Genomic DNA, 17,467 nt, shown 5'->3' on the forward strand with positions numbered 1-17,467 from the left:
GCGATCACCGATAATGCCCGCGTGATCATTGACGACGGGATCTTGTTCCGGCCGGCCGTGGAGAAGGACGCCGGCACGCTGGTGCGGCTGTACGACGAGGCCGCCCGCTGGATGGTGAAGCACGGGATCGAGCAGTGGAAGCCCGGCGACAAGGACGCCGCGCACTTCCGGTCGAAGATGCACGACGGAGAGGTGTGGCTCGCCGGCGACGCCGACGGGCGGGTGTGCGGGGCCTACGAGTTGTGGTGGTCCGACGAGGAGGCCTGGGGGATCCAGCCGCCCGTCGCGGGCTACGTGCACCGGCTGATGGTGTCGCGCGAGACCGCTCCCGCCGGGGCGGGGCGCCGGCTGCTCGAACATGCCGAACGGCGGACGGCCAGGACCGGGCGGGAGCGGGCGCGACTGGACTGCGTCTCCACCAACCCCCGGCTGCTCGCGTACTACTTGGACGCGGGCTACCGGGTGGTCGGGGAGCTCCCCGACAAGCGGGGGAAGGACGGCAGGACCTACGGGGTGATCCTGCTGGAGAAGCGGCTCGACCGGCTCACCGTCGTGTGAAGACGGCCACCGTGCGCGCCGGGACGGTGAACTCTCCTGTCCGTGCGTCGTAGGCGGACTGCTTGACGGTGGCGTCGGAGCCCGCCGCCTGCACCGGGTGCAGGCGGTAGCCGGTGCCCGCGAGGGCGGTGACGCGCTGGGGCTGGGCGGTGGGGGTGGCGTTGAAGACCACCACCAGGTCTCCCAGGGTCATGGTGATCACGCCCGGGGTCTCCTCCCGGCCCGAGAGCGGGAACGCCAGCCGGGACCGGACGGCCTCCGCCGTGGCGAGGGAGAAGTCCGGCTCGGTGGTGCGGATCTTCAGCAGGTCGCGGTGGGCCGCCGCGGTGGCGTTGATGTCGGTGCAGGTGGGCGCCGGCCCCGTCAGCAGCGGCTTCGCGTAGGGCCACTTCGGGGCGTTGTCGGCGGCCGGGGGCAGGCCGCGGCCGAAGCCGTTGCCGGCGCGGCAGTCCCACTGGATGGCGTTGAACCAGTCGCCGCTGTCGTAGGAGTTGCGGTCCAGGGACTTCGAGCGCAGCAGGTCCGTGCCGGCCTGGGAGAGGGCCGGGCCCTGGGAGAGGGTGGCCGTCGCCATGGCCAGGACCTGCATGCGGGCCTTGTCGGCGTTGCCGGTGGCGGGCGGGAGCTTGAAGGTCAGGGCGTCGGCGAGGGTCTCGTTGTCGTGGGCGTCCGCGTAGGCGAGGGCGTCGCCGGGGGCGGCCGCGTAGCCGGCCGGGGCGCCGTTGTAGTCCACCTCGGAGCCCTTCACGCGGCGCCCGGAGGTGTCGGTGAAGGCGTACGAGGCGAGGTTGCCGGAGAGGCCGACCTTGATCAGGTCCTGGGAGTGCAGGAGGCGGGCCTTCTGCTGCTCGGGGGTGCCGTTGGCGGGCGAGCCGTTCGGGGCGGTGAACAGGCCCGACGCGAAGCCCTGGACGCGCGGGTCCTCGTCGAAGGGGCCGCCGCCGCGGACCGCGTCGCGCGCCCGGTCGGAGAAGGTGGCGATGCCGGTCCCGGCCATGTTCTTCTGCGTGGCCTGCACGAAGCGGGCGTCGTCGGCGATCTCGCCGAAGTTCCAGCCCTCCCCGTAGAGGATGATCTTCTTGCCGTCGACGCCGTCCTTGGCGGGCGTCAGGGCGTCCAGCGCGGCCCGGACGGCCAGGATGTTGGCCTTCGGGTGGTGGCCCATCAGGTCGAAGCGGAAGCCGTCGACCTTGTACTCCTTCGCCCAGGTGACGACCGAGTCGACGACCAGGCGGCCCATCATGGCGTTCTCGGGAGCGGTGTTCGCGCAGCAGGTGGAGGTCGCGACGCTGCCGTCGGCCAGCAGGCGCTGGTAGTAGCCGGGGACGATGCGGTCGAGGACAGACTTGTCCGACTGACCGGCGGCGACGGTGTGGTTGTAGACGACGTCCATCACCGTGCGCAGCCCGGACCCGTTCAGGGACTGGACCATCCTGCGGAACTCGACGGTACGGGCCGTGCCGTTGGGGTCACTGGCGTAGCTGCCCTCGGGAACGGTGTAGTGCAGCGGGTCGTAGCCCCAGTTGTAGGAGTCCTTCGCGGCGGCCGCCGCCACGCACGCCTGCTGCTCCTGCGAGTCCGGCGCGTACACCGCGAGGTCGCAGGCGGGCTGCGTGCGGTCCGCGGCCTTCTCGGGGATGGTGCCGATGTCGAAGGCGGGCAGCAGGTGGACGTAGGAGGTGCCGGCGGCGGCCAGGTCGCGCAGGTGGCGCATGCCCGCCGAGCCGGTGTCGGTGAAGGCAAGGTACTGGCCGGGGTGGCCGCTGGTGCGGTCCGCGACGGAGAAGTCGCGGATGTGAAGCTCCTGGATCTGCGCGGAGGTGAAGGGCACGGCCGCGGGCTTGCGAAGGGACTTCCAGCCGGGCGGCGCGAGCTTGGGGTCGGCGAGGTCGACGGCCAGGCTGTGGGTGGAGTCGGCGGTCAGGGCGGTGGAGTAGGGGTCGGTGACGAGGTTGCGGACCACCTGGCGGGTGCTGGGGGCCCACACGGTCACCGCGTAGCGGTACGGCTTCCCGGTCCAGGAGCGCTCGCCGCGCACCGACCAGACGCCGGTGGCGTCGTCGCGGCGCATGGCGACGGTACGCCCGTCGAGTTCGAGGGACACCTGCTGGGCGGTGGGCGCCCACACGGACAGGGTGGGGCGGCCGTCCTTGAAGACCGGGCCGAGGGCCGCGGTCGTCGCGTACAGGTCGTCGAGGACCCCGGCGAGCTGGACGCCGGTGGCGGCGAGGACGGCGCCGTTCGCGGCGCGGGCGGAGGCGACGAGCTGCCCGCGCAGGGCCTCCCGTACGCGGTCCCGGTCGCGCGGGTCCACGCTGAATGCGGAGTACGCCGCGAGGTGCGGGAACTTCTGCTTCTGGGCGGCGGTGAGTTCGGCGCGGGCCAGCCGCAGCCATTGGGCCGGGCCGGTCAGCGCGCCGTTCTCCGCCTTCACGGCGCCGTCGCGGGAGGCGAGGAGCTGGACGGACGCGGCCGCCGCGGGGGCGTTCCAGGCGACGGTGTCGCGGTCGATCCAGACCGCCTGCGACGTGGTGAGGTCGAGGGCGGCGGAGGAGCCGGCGGGCTGCGGCAGGAGGTACTTCTCCCGGCCGCCCAGCATCCACACCTCGTGGCCGGTGGCCTTCAGGTCCAGGGACTGATCGGTGGGCAGGTCCTTCTCGTCGCCCTTGTGCAGGATGTAGCTGAGGCTGGTGGCGCCGGCGGCGAGCGGGACCTCGTAGACCGCGCCGTAGGAGTCGGTACGGGCGGGGAGCAGCGGCTTGGACCAGTCGGTCGGGGCCGCGGCCCCGGTCCAGACATGCAGGCCCCAGCCGTCGTAGGCGCCGTCGGGGCGCTGGTAGTGCAGTACGGCCTTGCCCTGGTCCTGCGGCGGATGGGCCGGGCGGTCGGTGCGGGCGGGCTCCTTGCCCTGCTCCAGCCAGATCTCGCCGGTCTTCGTCACGTCGATGGTGCGGTCGGCGGCGACGTCCTTGTTGCCGTCCTTGTCGATGACGAGGTAACCGACGGAGGAGGCGCCGGGCTTGAGCCTGACGTAGGCGAAGGCGCCGTAGGCGTCGCGGCCGGTGAAGCCGTGGCCGGCCGGCCACGGGGTGGCCTCGCCGTCCGCGATGTCGCCCCAGGCGTACAGCCGCCAGTCGGTGTAGTCGCCGTCGGGCCGGTTGTAGTGGACGACCGCGTAGTCGCGCTGGGTGGCGGTGGGGACCTCGACGGGCGGGGCCTGTCCGGCGGCGGACGCGGCGAGGGCACTCGCGGTACGGCCGGCCGAGTCGACGACGACGGCCTTGTAGCGCAGCGGGGTCCCGGCGGGCGCGGTGACGTGCTGGGTGACCTTGTAGGGGGCGTGGTCGGCGGAGCCGAGGACCTGCCACTTCTCGTTGCCGGTCTGCGCGGCGAAGACGACCCGGTTCAGGCCGCCGCCGCTGACGTCGGCGGACAGCTCGACGGTGCCTGCGGCGCCGGGGGCCGGGGGCTTGAGCGTCAGGGCGGGCTTGGCCGTGGGGGCGGCGAGGGGGGCGGCGGCCTGGAGGACCACCGAGCCGAGGGCGGGGACGACGACGGTGAGCTTGCCCGCGGCGGAGGCGCGGATCAGGGCGGTGCCGCCGTACAGGGTGCGGTACTGGGCGCCCGCCGGGGCGTCGATCTCGACGGTGCGGGACTCGGCGCCGTTGTTGGCGGCGACCAGGTACTCGGTACGGGTACGGGCGTCGGTGCGCGCGAAGGCGTACACGCTGCCGTCGGCGAGGCGCTCGCTCTGGATGCCGTCGCGCAGGGCAGGGTGGGCCTTGGTCAGCTTCGCGAGAGCACTGATCTCCTTGTAGAGGGGGTGCTCCGGATCGTAAGCGTCGCTCGCGTGCGTGCGCGCCGTTCCGAGCTGGTCGTCGTCCAGATAGTCGGCGACCTTCGAGGCGAACAGCGGCTGGCGCGAATCCTTGTCGCCGCCCGCGCCCGTGTAGCCCTGCTCGTCACCGGAGTAGACCACCGGGTTGCCCCGGGAGAAGAACATCAACTCGTTGGCGAGCCGGTAGCGGCCCAGCAGCTCCTGCTCGGCGGCGCCCGGCCGGTCCTGCTTCAGGAAGGCGCCGAAGCGGCCCATGTCGTGGTTGCCGAGGAAGGTCACCTGCTCGTAGGCGTTGGCCTTGCCCGAGGTGTAGCGGTAGTCGTCGGCGAGGACGGAGCCCAGCCGCGAGGCCGCCGCGCCCTGGGAGGCGTACGCGCGGATCGCGTCCTGGAGCGGGAAGTCCAAAGTGGCGTCCAGGCGGCCCCGCGTCACGTACGGGGAGGTGACGGCGGTGTCGGCGGAGTAGACCTCGCCGAACATGAAGAAGTCGTCGCGTCCGCGCTCGGCCGCGTACTCGTCGAGGGCGGTCGCCCACTGGGTCCAGAACTCCGTGTTGACGTGCTTGACCGTGTCGATGCGGAAGCCGTCGATGTCGAAGTCCTTGACCCACTTCTCGTAGATCTTCTCCATCCCGCTGACGACCTCGGGACGCTCGGTCCACAGGTCGTCGAGGCCGAAGAAGTCGCCCTGCTCGGAGGACTCGCCGGCGAAGGTGGAGTCGCCCCGGTTGTGGTACATCGTCGGGTCGTTGAGCCAGCCGGGCACCTTGAGGTTCTTCTTCGCGTCCGGCACGAACGGGGTCCTCGGGAAGGACTCACCGTCGGCCTTCGGGAATTTCCGCTTCCCGTCGGCATAGTCCTTGTCGTCGAACGGCACGCCGTCCTTGGTCAGGTACGGGAACGCCCCCTTCGACAGGTACGAGTAGGAGGCCTCCCGGTAGTCCACGACGTCGGCGGTGTGGTTGGTGATGACGTCGAAGAAGACCTTCATCCCCTTGGCGTGCGCCTTGTCGATCAGCCGTTCCAGGTCCGCGTTGGTCCCGAAGTGCGGGTCGACCTGGGTGAAGTCGGTGATCCAGTAGCCGTGGTAGCCGGCGGAGACGTCGTTCCCCTTGCCCTGCACCGGCTGGTTCTTGAAGATCGGCGCCATCCAGATGGCCGTGGTGCCGAGCCCCTTGATGTAGTCGAGCCGGTCGGTGAGCCCCTTGAGGTCGCCGCCCTGGTAGAAGCCCTTGTCGGTGGGGTCCAGGCCGGTCTCCAGGCGGGAGCCGGTCAGTCCGCCCCGGTCGTTGCGCGGATCACCGTTCGCGAACCGGTCCGGGAGCACGAAGTAGAACTGCTCGCGGGTCAGGTCATTGCGGGCCGGTTCGGCGGCCAGTTTCGCGTCCGAGGGCGGAGCGGGCGCCTTGGCCTCGGCGGCCGCGGCGGGGAGGGCGGGCAGGAGCGTCACGGCCAGGGCGGCGGCGAGCACTCCTGCGGCAGGGCGTATCAAGGCGGGTCTCCTTGTGTACGTGTCGCATGGATGAGGGCCGCCCGGCGGGGGGCGGGGAAGGTGGTGCCGGGCGGCCCTGGTCTGTGGGGCGGGTTCAGTTGCGCCAGGTGTCGGTCAGCGTGACCTTGCCGCTCGCGGGGACGGTGGCCGTCCGGTTGGCGCCGCTCTCCCAGGTGACGTTCCCGGAGGCGTCCTTGCGGATGTACTTGTACGCGAAGGACGTGCCGGCCGGGAGCGTGACGTCGAGCTTCCAGACGGGGTAGGCGGCCGGGTCCAGCTTGAGCGCGGCGCCGGTGTTCCAGTTCCCGAGCTCGGCGCGGTCGCCGGTGACGTAGATGTTCTGGCCCGGCACGGTGGTGGCGTTGACGGCGAACGCCGCGCCGCCGGGGCCCGCGGGGGTGCCGGCGCAGGTACGGGCGTTGACGTGCAGGGCGAGGGCGGTCCCGGCGCCGAGCGTGGCGGTGAACTGGCCGCCGGAGCCGACGGTGACGGTGCGTCCGCTCTGCACGTCGCAGTAGTCGCCGGCGGGGAGCGAGGTCTGGAACGTCCGGGTCAGGGCCGAACCCTCGTGGTTGATCGCCACGTAGGCCTTGGAGCCGCGCCCGAAGGCGATCTGGTCACCGCCGTTGTCCCACCAGTTCACGACGCCCTGACCGCGCGCCGCGTTCCGGAAGCCGACCATGGAGGAGATCTCCCGCCAGGCGTGCTGGCACTTCCATCCGTCCGAGTAGCAGGCGTTGACCGTGCCGCCGTTCGGCGGGCCGGCGTCCTTGTCGGTCCACTCGTAGCCGGAGTGCACGTCCGGGGAGCCGTAGGGCCAGGCCAGTGTGAAGACCGTGGCGAGGGTGTAGGCGGACCCGTCCTTGTACGTCAGCGTGTCCCCGACGCGCTCGGTGTCGTGGTTGTCGACGAAGACGCCGCTCTGGGCGGACGGCATGTAGCCCCAGGCCTCGCCGAAGTTCTTCAGGTGGGCCAGGTTCTCGTTCTGGAACACGCGCTTGAGGTCCCGGGCGTACCGGAACTCCTGCACGTCACCGCTGCCGAGGTACTCGCTCGGCTGGACGGCTTCCCCGGCGCCGTATATCGCCTCCTGCTTCCAGTAGACCCCGGGGTTCGTCAGCCGGGACTTGATGTCGGCGAGGTCCGCGGCGGGCATGTGCTTGGCGGCGTCGATACGGAAGCCGTCGACGCCCAGCGACAGCAGGTCGTTGAGGTAGCCGGCGATCCGGCCCCGCACGTGGTCCTGGCCCGTGTCCAGGTCCGCGAGCTGCACGAGTTCGCAGTTCTGAACGTTGCCGCGGTCCTGGTAGTTGGAGATCGTCGTCCGGCAGTCGTCCAGGTCCGAGCCGGAGTAGATCCCCGGGTAGTTGTACTTCGTGTACGAACTCCCGCCCGTCCCGGTGAGGGTGGCGCCCGCGTCCGCCGGGCCCGCCATGTGGTTGATGACCGAGTCGACGACGACCTTCACGCCCGCGGCGTGACAGGTGTCGACCATGGCCTTGAAGGCCGTACGGTCGCCCAGCCGGCCGGCGATCCTGTAGCTGACGGGCTGGTACGAGGTCCACCACTGGCTGCCCTGCACGTGCTCCTGCGGGGGCGACACCTGGACGTACCCGTACCCGGCGGGGCCGAGGCTGCCGGTGCAGGCCTTGGCCACGGAGTCGAAGCGCCACTCGAAGAGAACGGCCGTGACGTCCTTGTCGCCCGGGGGCGTGGCGGCTGCCTGCGGCGCGACGGCGGTGAGCGCGGCGGCGGCGGCGAGTGCGGTGGCGGTACTGAAAAGGGTTGCAGCTCTGACGGCCCTGGCAGGCATGCGGGGTCCTCCTGGGGGGAGAGGTGGGGATTGGAGCGACCGTAGGTCCCAGGTAGGAGCCCTGCAAGAGTTTGCGCAAGAGATTGCAGAATTGTTTCCGAGGCGTGTCCTGCTGGACAGACACCTCGACTAGGGCCCCCCAGAGGCGAGTTCACCCCTCAGGAACCCACACGACACCCGGCGCCGCGCACCGAAAGCGGCCGGGGGCGAGGACCAAGGCGCGGAGGGGCTCCGGGGGGGCGGGGCCGGTCGGTCGGAGGCCGAAGGCCGGGGGCGGCTCCGGGGAGCGGGAGCCGGCCGGACGGAGGCCGAAAGCCCGGGGGCAGCTCCGGGGAGCGGGAACCGAACGGACGGAGGCCGAAAGCCGGGGGGCGGCTCCGGGGGCGGGAACCGGCGGGACGGAGACCAAAAGCCCGCGGCGGCTCCGGGATGCGGGAGCCGAGAACTCGGCGGTCAGTGACGTCCTGGGGGCTTCCCGGCAGTCTTTCGGATTTCCGTGGCGGGACGGTCGGTCAAGGGTGGAGCGCAGCGACATCGCGAAGCGACGCGAGGAACGAGCGCCCTTGACGGGCCGGCCCGACACGGAGAGACGATGGGACTGACGGGAAACCCCAGCACATCCCTGATACCGGCCGAGCGGCTCCCGCTCCCCCACACCACCCCGCGCCGGGAGGTGGGTGGGCAACCGCCGACCCGGGGCGGTGGGGCCGCGGGGGTGAAGGCCCCGCCCCCGTGGCCCCGCGCCCCCGACCCCGCCGCACCCCCGACCCGCCCCCCTACACCGGCACTTGGCCCGTCGAGCCGCGCACCACCAGTTCCGGCTGGAAGACGTACTCCGTGCGCTGGACCGGGGTTCCGGAGACCGACTCCAGGAGGGCGCCGACCGCGGCCGTCGCCATCGCCCGTACCGGCTGGCGGACCGTGGTCAGCGGCGGGTCCGTGAAGGCGATCAGCGGCGAGTCGTCGAAGCCGACCACCGACACGTCCTGCGGCACCCGCAGGCCGCGCTCGCGCGCGGCCCTTATCACCCCGAGCGCCATCGGGTCGCTGCCGCACACGATGCCGGTGCAGCCGCGGTCGAGGAGGGCGCCGCCCGCGGCGTGCCCGCCCTCGACCGTGAAGAGGGTGCGCTGGATCCGCCCCTCGTCCTGCGCGTCCGGTACGACGGACCGGAAGCCCTGCTCCTTGCGGGCCGAGGGCACGTAGCGGGTCGGCCCGATGGCCAGTCCGATCCGTTCGTGCCCGAGGTCCTGCAGGTGCCGTACGGCCATCTCGGCGGCCGCCCGGTCGTCCGGGGAGATGAAGGGCGCGTTCACGTGCTCGTTGAAGCCGTTGATCATCACGAACGGCAGCCCGCGGGAGGCGAGGCGCTGGTAGCGGGCGGGGTCGGCGTGGGAGTCGGCGTGCAGCCCCGACAGGAAGACGATGCCGGTGACCCCCCGCTCCTCCAGCTGCTCCACCAGTTCGTCCTCGGTGGCCCCGCCCGGTGTCTGCGTGCACAGCACCGGGGTGTAGCCGTGCCCGGCCAGGGCCTGTTCGATGACCTGGGCGAACGCCGGGAAGATCGGGTTGGTCAGCTCCGGGATGAGCAGTCCGACCAGGCCGTTGCTGCGGCGCTTGAGTCGGACGGGCCGCTCGTAGCCGAGCAGGTCCATCGCGGCCAGCACCTTGTGCCGGGTGCCGGCCGCGACGCCCGCCTTGCCGTTGAGCACGCGGCTGACCGTCGCCTCACTGACCTGGGCCTGCGCGGCGATGTCCGTCAGCCGGAGGGGGGACGTCACCCCGCCGTCACCTGCCACCACACCGTGGTGTCGGCCGGCAGCACGCCGTCCTCCACCGTCGCACCGCTGGACAGCAGGGCCTTGCCCGCGACGGGGAACCGTACCGCCGTGCCGGTGGTGTTGGCGGTGCAGAGGAAGTCGCCGCGGCGGAAGACCAGGACGCCGTCGGGAGCCTCCTGCCAGTCCACGGACTCGCCCGCGCCCAGGTCCGGGTGCTCGCGGCGCAGCCGCAGGGCGGCCCGGTACAGCTCCAGGGTGGAGGACGCGTCGCCGGTCTGCGCCTCGACGCTCAGCTCCGCCCAGGAGTCCGGCTGCGGGAGCCAGCTGCCGCCGGTGCCGAAGCCGTACGGGGCCTCGGTGCCCGACCACGGGATGGGGACCCGGCAGCCGTCGCGGAAGCCGTCCTGTCCGGCCGCGCGGAAGAACGACGGGTCCTGGCGGACCTCGTCCGGCAGGTCGGTGACGTCGGGCAGGCCGAGTTCCTCGCCCTGGTAGACGTATGCCGAACCGGGCAGCGCCAGCATCAGCAGGCTCGCCGCGCGGGCCCGCCGCAGGCCGAGCTCGCGGTCTCCGGGCTCGCGCAGCTGGGTGCCGAGGCCGGCGGGGTTGGCGAAGCGGGTGGCGTGCCGGGTCACGTCGTGGTTGGACAGCACCCAGGTGGTGGGGGCGCCGACGGGGCGCATCGCGGCGAGCGAGCCGTCGATGACCTCGCGGAGCGCGGTCGCCTCCCAGTCGCTGGTCAGGTACTGGAAGTTGAAGGCCTGCTGCATCTCGTCGGGGCGGACGTAGCGGGCCGTGCGCTCGACGGTCGGGGTCCATGCCTCGGCGACCAAGACGCGGTCGCCCTCGTACTCGTCGAGGATGCGGCGCCAGGAGCGGTATATCTCGTGGACGCCGTCTTGGTCGAAGAAGGGCATGACGTCGTTGCCGAGCAGCTTGAGCTGGTCCCTGGCGCCGAGGTCGGGCAGCCCGGGGGCCTTGACCAGGCCGTGGGCGACGTCGACGCGGAAGCCGTCGGCGCCGAGGTCGAGCCAGAAGCGCAGGATGGAGCGGAACTCGTCCTGGACGGCGGGGTGGTCCCAGTTGAAGTCGGGCTGCTCGGGCGCGAAGAGGTGCAGGTACCACTCGCCGTCCGCGACCCGGGTCCAGGCCGGGCCGCCGAAGATCGACTCCCAGTCGTTGGGCGGCAGTTCGCCGTCCTCACCCTTGCCGGGACGGAAGTGGAAGCGCTCGCGCAGTCGGGAACCGGGGCCTTCGCGCAGCGCCTGCTTGAACCACTCGTGCTGGTCGGAGCAGTGGTTCGGGACGAGGTCGACGATGATGCGCAGGCCGAGTCCGTGGGCTTCGCGGATCACGGCGTCGGCGTCGTGCAGGGTGCCGAACATGGGGTCGATGGCCCGGTAGTCGGCGACGTCGTAGCCGGCGTCGGCCTGCGGGGAGGCGTAGAAGGGGCTGAGCCAGACGGCGTCGACGCCCAGGTCCTTGAGGTAGGGCAGGCGGCTGCGGATGCCTTCGAGGTCGCCCATGCCGTCTCCGTTGGAGTCGGCGAAGCTGCGCGGATAGACCTGGTAGATCACCGCGTCTCTCCACCAGCCGGGCAGGGTGCCGGTGGTGGTGGGAAGTGCGTCGGCGAGGTGCTGGGTCATGTCGTCCTTGAAGAGGTCGGGCCGGGAGGTGGAACGGGCAGGCTCGGGTGGTCAGCCCTTGGTGGCGCCTGCCGTCATCCCGGCGACGAGGTGACGCTGGGCGAATACGAAGAAGATCGCCGCGGGGATGGCGATGAGGACCGAGGCGGCGCTCATGGCACCCCAGTTGGAGGTGTACTGGGTGACGAAGGTCTGCAGGCCGCCGGCCAGGGTGAGGTTCTCGTCGCCGACCATGAAGGCGGAGGCGTAGGCGACCTCGCCCCAGGCGGTGATGAAGGCGTAGAAGCCGGTGACGGCGAGGCCGGGCTTGGCGAGCGGGAGGATCAGCCGCCAGAAGGTGCCGAAGGGGTTGAGTCCGTCGACGCGGCCGGATTCGTCGATCTCGACGGGGATGGTGTCGAAGAAGCCCTTCATCATCCATGCGCAGAACGGCACGGCGATGGTGAGGTAGGTGATGATCAGGCCGACGGGCTGGTTGAGCAGCCCGAGCTGTCCCATCAGGTTGTAGAGCGGGACGATCAGGATGGCCATGGGGAACATCTGCGTGATGAGCAGGGTCCACATGAGCGGCTTCATGCCGGGGAACTTGAAGCGGCTGACCGCGTATCCGGTGGTGGCGGCGATGAAGACACCGAGGACGGTGGTGACGCCGGCGACCAGCACGGAGTTGAGGAACCAGTCGAGGAAGTGGCTCGACTCCAGCAGGTACTCGTAGTTGCTGAGGGTGGGTTCCTTGACGAAGTCCGTGGTGATCGCGTGCTGCGCGGGCTTGAGCGAGGTCAGCAGGATCCACAGGACCGGGAAGACGGCGATGACGGACGCGACGACGAGCGTCGCGTGCAGGCCGACGGAGGCGAGCGGGGAGCGGCTGCCCCGGGTACGCGTGCTGGTCATGGTCACCACACCTCTCCCTGCTTGCGCAGCGAGCGCCGGTAGACCAGCGCGAAGATCATGAGCAGCAGGAGGATCAGTACGCCCCACGTCGCGGATACGGCGAAGTCGCGCGGGCTCGTGATGAAGGCCTCCCGGAAGGCCTGGGTCACCAGGATCTCGGTGGAGTCTCCCGGTCCGCCGCGGGTGAGCAGGAAGATCACCGGGAACATGTTGAAGGTCCAGATGGTGGAGAGCAGGATCACGGTCATGCTCACCGCGCGCAGCCCGGGCAGGGTGATGTGCCGGAAGCGCTGCCAGGCGCCGGCGCCGTCCATCTCGGCCGCCTCGTACAGCTCGCCGGGGATCGACTGCAGGCCGCCGAGGAGGGCGACCATCATGAAGGGGATGCCCAGCCAGACGTTGACGGCGATGACCGAGAACTTGGCCCAGGTCGGGTCGTCGAGCCACGGCACGGCGGCGATGCCGCCGCCGTCGAGGACCTTGTTGAGGATGCCGTTGTCGCGGTTGAAGAGGAACCGCCAGGCGAAGACGGAGACGAAGCCGGGCACGGCCCAGGGCAGGATGAGCGCCATTCGGTAGGCGGCGCGGCCCCGGAACTGCCGGTTCAGCATGTTGGCGAGGGTCAGTCCGAGCACGAACGTGATGGACACGCACGCGACGGTCCAGACCACCGTCCACACCAGCCGCTGCAGGAACACCGGGTCGCCGAGCACCGCCGTGTAGTTGTCGAGTCCGATGAACTCGTACGTGGCGTCGATGTGGCGGGCGCCGATGTCACGGGCGACGTTGCGCTCGTTGGCGTCGGTCAGCGACAGGTAGATGCCGCGGACGAGCGGCCAGCCGATGATCACGCCGAGGACGAGCACGACCGGGGCGACCATGGCCCAGGCGTACCAGTGGGTGGCGAGGGCGCGCCTCAGGCCACCTGTGTTGCGTGTGTTCCCTGTGTTCCCGCTGTCAGTCCAGCGGCTCCGGCCGCGGACGGCGGAGTCGTTCCCGACTCCGTCGTCCGCGGCCTTCACCACAGACTGGCTGGTGTCAGCAGCCATCGTTTCGTTACTTCCAGCCCTTGAGGATCTTGCGGAACTCGATGCCGGCCGCCTTGGCCGCGTCCTCCGGGCTCGACGCCCCGGTGATCGCCTTGGTGTATTCGACCTTCAGCGGCTCGAAGAGGGAGCCGTTCTCCGGGATCCAGGCGCGCTCGACGGCCTTGTCGACGGCCGGCTTGAAGAACTGGACCATCTCGCTGCTCTTGACGTCCGGCTGCTCGTAGGCGGCGGTACGGGTCGGCAGCAGGCTCAGCTCCTTGGCGGACTGGACCTGGACCTCCTGGGAGGTCATGTACTCGACGAAGGCGTGGGCGGCGGCGCGGTTCTTCGAGCCGGCGTAGACGCCGAGGTCGTGGCCGCCCTGCGGGGCGCCGGCCTTGGCCGAGCCGGCCGGGACGGCGGCGATGCCGAGGTTGGCCTTGTCCTTGAACTGGTCGCCGGCGTAGGTGTCGGCGACGGCCCACGGACCGTTGATCATCATGGCGGCCTCGCCGGTCTTGAAGGCCGTCTGCATGTTGGCGTAGCCGTCGGTGGCGTTGGTGACCGCGGCACCCGAGGCGACCAGGTCGCGGGCGGTCTTGAAGGCCTTGACGCCCGCCTCGTTGTCGACGGTGACCGTCTTGTTCTTCGCGTCGACGAGGTCGCCGCCCTCGCCGTAGATCAGCGGGAGGAACCAGTAGGAGTCGTCGCCGCGCAGGTAGAGGGCGGCCTTGCCGGTCTTCGCCTTGATCGCCTCGGCGGCGGTCTTCAGCTCCGCCAGCGTCTTGGGGGGCTGGACGCCGGCGTCGGCGAGCATCTTCTTGTTGTAGAAGAGGCCGAGGGTGTCGATGACCTGCGGCACGGCGTAGGTCTTGCCCTCGTACTTGCCGCTGGCCGCGGCCTGCGGCAGGAACTCGCTGTCGACCTTCTTCGCCATGTCCGCCGGGACCTCGTCGAGGTAGCCGAGGGAGGCGAAGTCCGCGACCCAGCCGACGTCGGCGCGGATCACGTCAGGAGCGTCGGAGCCGCTGCTGAAGGCGTTCTTGACCTTGTTCTGCGCGTCGCCGTACGGGACGTTGACGTACTTGACTGTGACCTTCGGGTGCTTCGCCGTGAACCCCTCGGCGATCTTCTGGAAGCTGGCCTTCTCGGCGTCGTTCGCGGTGTCCCACCACGTGACCGTGCCGGAAAGCTCGCCGCCGGCGTCGGTCCCGCCGTTGCCCTTGTCGTCACCGCCGCAAGCCGTCGCCGCGAGCGCCAGGGCCGCGACCAGCGCGGTGGCCGCTATGCCACGCCGCATATGAACTCCTTCGATGATCCCGGCCGCGCCCTCGCGGTCCCGAGTTGCCAGGAACGTAACAAGACTGAAAGAGGACCGAAAGGGCTTGCGCAAACTTTCTGCAAGCGGAGGCGATCGTTACATCCGTGTGTCCGGACGGTGTCCGCAGCTTGCTGTTAGTTCGAGGCACGTTCGACTGGCCGAGCCCGCAACCAGGGGGGTAGTAGCCGCGTTGACCCCGATATGACCCACGAGTCGACGGCCGTCGGCCTTGCAAGCGCTTACAGCAACGCCACGGCTGCGAGCGGTGACTGGTGGCGCGATGCCGTCATTTACCAGGTGTACGTACGCTCCTTCGCCGACAGCGACGGTGACGGGATCGGCGACCTGCGCGGCGTCCGATCCCGCCTCCCCCACCTCGCCCGCCTCGGGGTCGATGCCGTGTGGCTCACCCCGTTCTACGTCTCCCCGCAGGCGGACGGCGGCTACGACGTCGCCGACTACCGGGCCGTCGACCCGCTCTTCGGCGACCTCGCCGACGCCGAGGACCTCCTCCGGGCGGCCCATGGGCTGGGGCTGCGGGTCATCGTCGACGTGGTGCCGAACCACACCTCCGAACAGCACCCGTGGTTCCGGGCCGCGCTCGCCGGGGAGCCGGGTGCTCGGGAGCGCTACCTCTTCCGCCGCGGGCGTGGCGCGGACGGGAGCCTCCCGCCGAACGACTGGGAGTCGGTCTTCGGCGGCCCTGCCTGGACCCGCGTCGCGGACGGCGAGTGGTATCTGCACCTCTTCGCGCCCGAGCAGCCGGACCTCGACTGGAGCCGTCCGGAGGTCGCCGCCGAGTTCGACTCCGTCCTGCGCTTCTGGCTCGACCTCGGCGTCGACGGCTTCCGCATCGACGTCGCCCACGGCATGGTCAAGGCCGACGGCCTGCCGGACATCGGCCGCGGCGCCCAGGCCACGCTGATCGGCACCGAGCCGCTGCCGTTCTTCGACCAGGACGGGGTCCACGAGATCCACCGCTCGTGGCGCCGGCTGCTCGACTCCTACGAAGGGGCGCGCATCGGGGTCGCCGAGGCGTGGGCCCCGTCCTCGGAGCGGCTCGCCCTGTACGTCCGCCCGGACGAGCTCCACCAGGCCTTCAACTTCCGCTTCCTGAACTGCCCCTGGGACCCGGCGGCGATGCGGACCGTGATCGACGAGTCCCTGGCCGCCACCACCTCGGTCGGCGCCCCGACCACGTGGGTGCTGTCCAACCACGACGTCGTCCGCCATGTCACCCGCTACGGCGGCGGGGCGCAGGGCCTGGCCCGAGCCCGGGCCGCGGCCATGCTGATGCTGTCCCTGCCCGGCTCGGCCTACCTCTACCAGGGCGAGGAACTGGGCCTCCCGGAGGTCACCGCCCTCCCCCCGGAATGCCGCCAGGACCCGGCCTTCCGCCGCGTCCGCCGCCCGACCGTCATCGCCCCGCGCGCCGGCGACCACCCAGCACCACAGGCCCACGCCCCCACCCGGCCGGAGGCCGAAACCGCCGCCGGGCCGCAGGCCGGAGCGTGCCGCGAGCCGCAGGCCGCGACCGGGACCGGGCCCGCGCCCGACCTGCCGACCGCGCCGGAGGCGGACGGGCAGGACGGGTTGCGTGACGGCTGTCGCGTACCCCTCCCGTGGGCGGGGGCCGAGCCCCCGTACGGGTTCGGGCCCGGCGGCAGCTGGCTGCCGCAGCCCCCCGAGTGGGCCGGCCTCAGCGTCGCCGCCCAGACCGGCGACCCCCACTCCACGCTGGAGCTCTACCGCGCCGCCCTGGAACTGCGCCGCGCCATGCCGGGACTGGGCGCCCCCGAGGCCGGCGCGTCCCCCGACCCCCGCGGGATGCACTGGCTCCCCTCCCCCGACGGGGTCCTCCTCTTCACCCGCCCCGGCTTCGCCTGCAGCCTCAACACCCGCCCGGAGCCCGTCGAACTCCCCGCGCCCGGTCGCCCCGTACTCTCCAGCGCCCCCGTCGAGACCGACGGCCGCACCGTCCGTCTTCCCCCGGATTCGTGCACGTGGTGGGCATTTTGACGTGGCGGCCGGTACAGTCCAATCCCGTGACCGCACGGCTAGCCGACATCGCAGCCCAGGCGGGGGTCAGCGAAGCCACAGTCAGCCGCGTGCTCAACGGCAAGCCCGGTGTGGCCGCGGGCACCCGCGAATCCGTGCTGGCCGCGCTCGACGTGCTCGGCTACGAACGCCCCGTACGGCTGCGCCAGCGCAGCGCCGGCCTCGTCGGACTGATCACACCCGAGCTGGACAATCCCATCTTCCCGGCGCTCGCCCAGGTCATCGGCCAGGCGCTGACCCGCCAGGGATACACGCCGGTGCTGGCCACGCAGACGCCCGGCGGGTCCACCGAGGACGAGCTGACCGAGATGCTGGTCGACCGCGGCGTCTCCGGGATCATCTTCGTCTCCGGCCTGCACGCCGACACCACGGCCGATATGGGCCGCTATGACCAACTCCGTGGCCAAGGCGTCCCCTACGTCCTGATCAACGGCTTCTCCGACAAGGTGCAGGCCCCCTTCGTCTCCCCCGACGACCGTGCGGCAATGCACCTCGCCGTCACGCACCTCGCCGCGCTCGGCCATACCCGGATCGGCCTCGCGGTCGGACCGAAGCGGTTCGTGCCGGTGCTGCGCAAGATCGAGGGCTTCCGGGCCGGGATGAAGGAGCGCCTCGGCCTGGACGAGGCCGAGACCGAGGAACTGATCCAGCACTCCCTCTACTCGCTCGAAGGCGGTCAGGCCGCCGCTTCCGCGTTGATCTCGCGCGGCTGCACGGCAGTGGTGTGCGCGAGCGACATGATGGCGCTCGGTGCGATCCGTGCGGCCCGCCAGCAGGGACTGCGGGTGCCGCAGGACGTCTCCGTCGTCGGTTTCGACGACTCCCCGCTCATAGCGTTCACCGACCCGCCGCTGACCACCATCCGCCAGCCCGTGCAGGCGATGGGGCAGGCGGCGGTGCGGACCCTGCTGGAGGAGATCGGCGGTACGCCGGCCCCGCACAGTGAATTCGTGTTCCTGCCGGAACTGGTGGTGCGCGGCTCCACGGCCTCGGGCCCCGGTCAGCGGCGCGGTCCGTCTCGTACCTGAGACGGACCGGC

At 71.2% G+C, this 17,467-nt stretch carries 10 protein-coding genes; 3 read left to right on the plus strand and 7 right to left on the minus strand.

Features of this window, described 5'->3' with window-relative positions:
* Positions 1–21 precede the first annotated feature (21 nt).
* Positions 22–558 carry a GNAT family N-acetyltransferase gene (locus tag AB0F82_RS14875; RefSeq protein ID WP_030828561.1) on the plus strand — a complete coding sequence of 179 codons (537 nt, stop codon included), beginning with the start codon at positions 22–24 and terminating at the stop codon, positions 556–558.
* Here AB0F82_RS14875 and pulA read toward each other — a convergent pair.
* From pulA to AB0F82_RS14910, 7 genes are all read right to left on the minus strand, one after another.
* Positions 545–5,887 carry a pullulanase-type alpha-1,6-glucosidase gene (gene pulA, locus AB0F82_RS14880; RefSeq protein ID WP_362627189.1) on the minus strand — a complete coding sequence of 1,781 codons (5,343 nt, stop codon included), beginning with the start codon at positions 5,885–5,887 and terminating at the stop codon, positions 545–547. The two genes, AB0F82_RS14875 and pulA, sit on opposite strands and share 14 nt — an antisense overlap.
* Positions 5,888–5,981: 94 nt before the next feature.
* Positions 5,982–7,700, minus strand: a complete 1,719-nt coding sequence (locus AB0F82_RS14885; protein WP_362627192.1) for a carbohydrate-binding module family 20 domain-containing protein — start codon at positions 7,698–7,700, stop codon at positions 5,982–5,984.
* A 776-nt stretch (positions 7,701–8,476) separates the two neighbouring features.
* Positions 8,477–9,481, minus strand: a complete 1,005-nt coding sequence (locus AB0F82_RS14890; RefSeq protein ID WP_362627195.1) for a LacI family DNA-binding transcriptional regulator — start codon at positions 9,479–9,481, stop codon at positions 8,477–8,479.
* The gene (locus AB0F82_RS14895) at positions 9,478–11,127 is read right to left on the minus strand and encodes a glycoside hydrolase family 13 protein (RefSeq protein ID WP_356812155.1); all 1,650 of its coding nucleotides are present in this window, start codon (positions 11,125–11,127) and stop codon (positions 9,478–9,480) included. Before AB0F82_RS14895 ends, AB0F82_RS14890 begins: the two co-directional genes overlap by 4 nt.
* Before the next feature lie 51 nt (positions 11,128–11,178).
* The gene (locus AB0F82_RS14900) at positions 11,179–12,021 is read right to left on the minus strand and encodes a sugar ABC transporter permease (RefSeq protein ID WP_356812154.1); all 843 of its coding nucleotides are present in this window, start codon (positions 12,019–12,021) and stop codon (positions 11,179–11,181) included.
* Between the two features lie 2 nt (positions 12,022–12,023).
* Entirely contained in the window at positions 12,024–13,070 is a 1,047-nt protein-coding gene (locus tag AB0F82_RS14905) for a carbohydrate ABC transporter permease (protein WP_362627198.1), read from the minus strand.
* A gap of 7 nt (positions 13,071–13,077) precedes the next feature.
* Positions 13,078–14,349, minus strand: a complete 1,272-nt coding sequence (locus tag AB0F82_RS14910; RefSeq protein ID WP_362627201.1) for an extracellular solute-binding protein — start codon at positions 14,347–14,349, stop codon at positions 13,078–13,080.
* Positions 14,350–14,571: 222 nt separating this feature from the next.
* Between AB0F82_RS14910 and AB0F82_RS14915 the strand changes: the two genes are divergently transcribed.
* Complete coding sequence (locus AB0F82_RS14915) at positions 14,572–16,389, plus strand: glycoside hydrolase family 13 protein (RefSeq protein ID WP_362627204.1); 1,818 nt, start codon at positions 14,572–14,574, stop codon at positions 16,387–16,389.
* A 26-nt stretch (positions 16,390–16,415) separates the two neighbouring features.
* Positions 16,416–17,456 (plus strand): LacI family DNA-binding transcriptional regulator, encoded by a 1,041-nt coding sequence (locus AB0F82_RS14920; RefSeq protein ID WP_030659145.1) that lies wholly within the window; start codon positions 16,416–16,418, stop codon positions 17,454–17,456.
* Positions 17,457–17,467 lie beyond the last annotated feature (11 nt).

The organism is Streptomyces virginiae, assembly GCF_040638905.1.
Classification (GTDB): domain Bacteria; phylum Actinomycetota; class Actinomycetes; order Streptomycetales; family Streptomycetaceae; genus Streptomyces; species Streptomyces virginiae_B.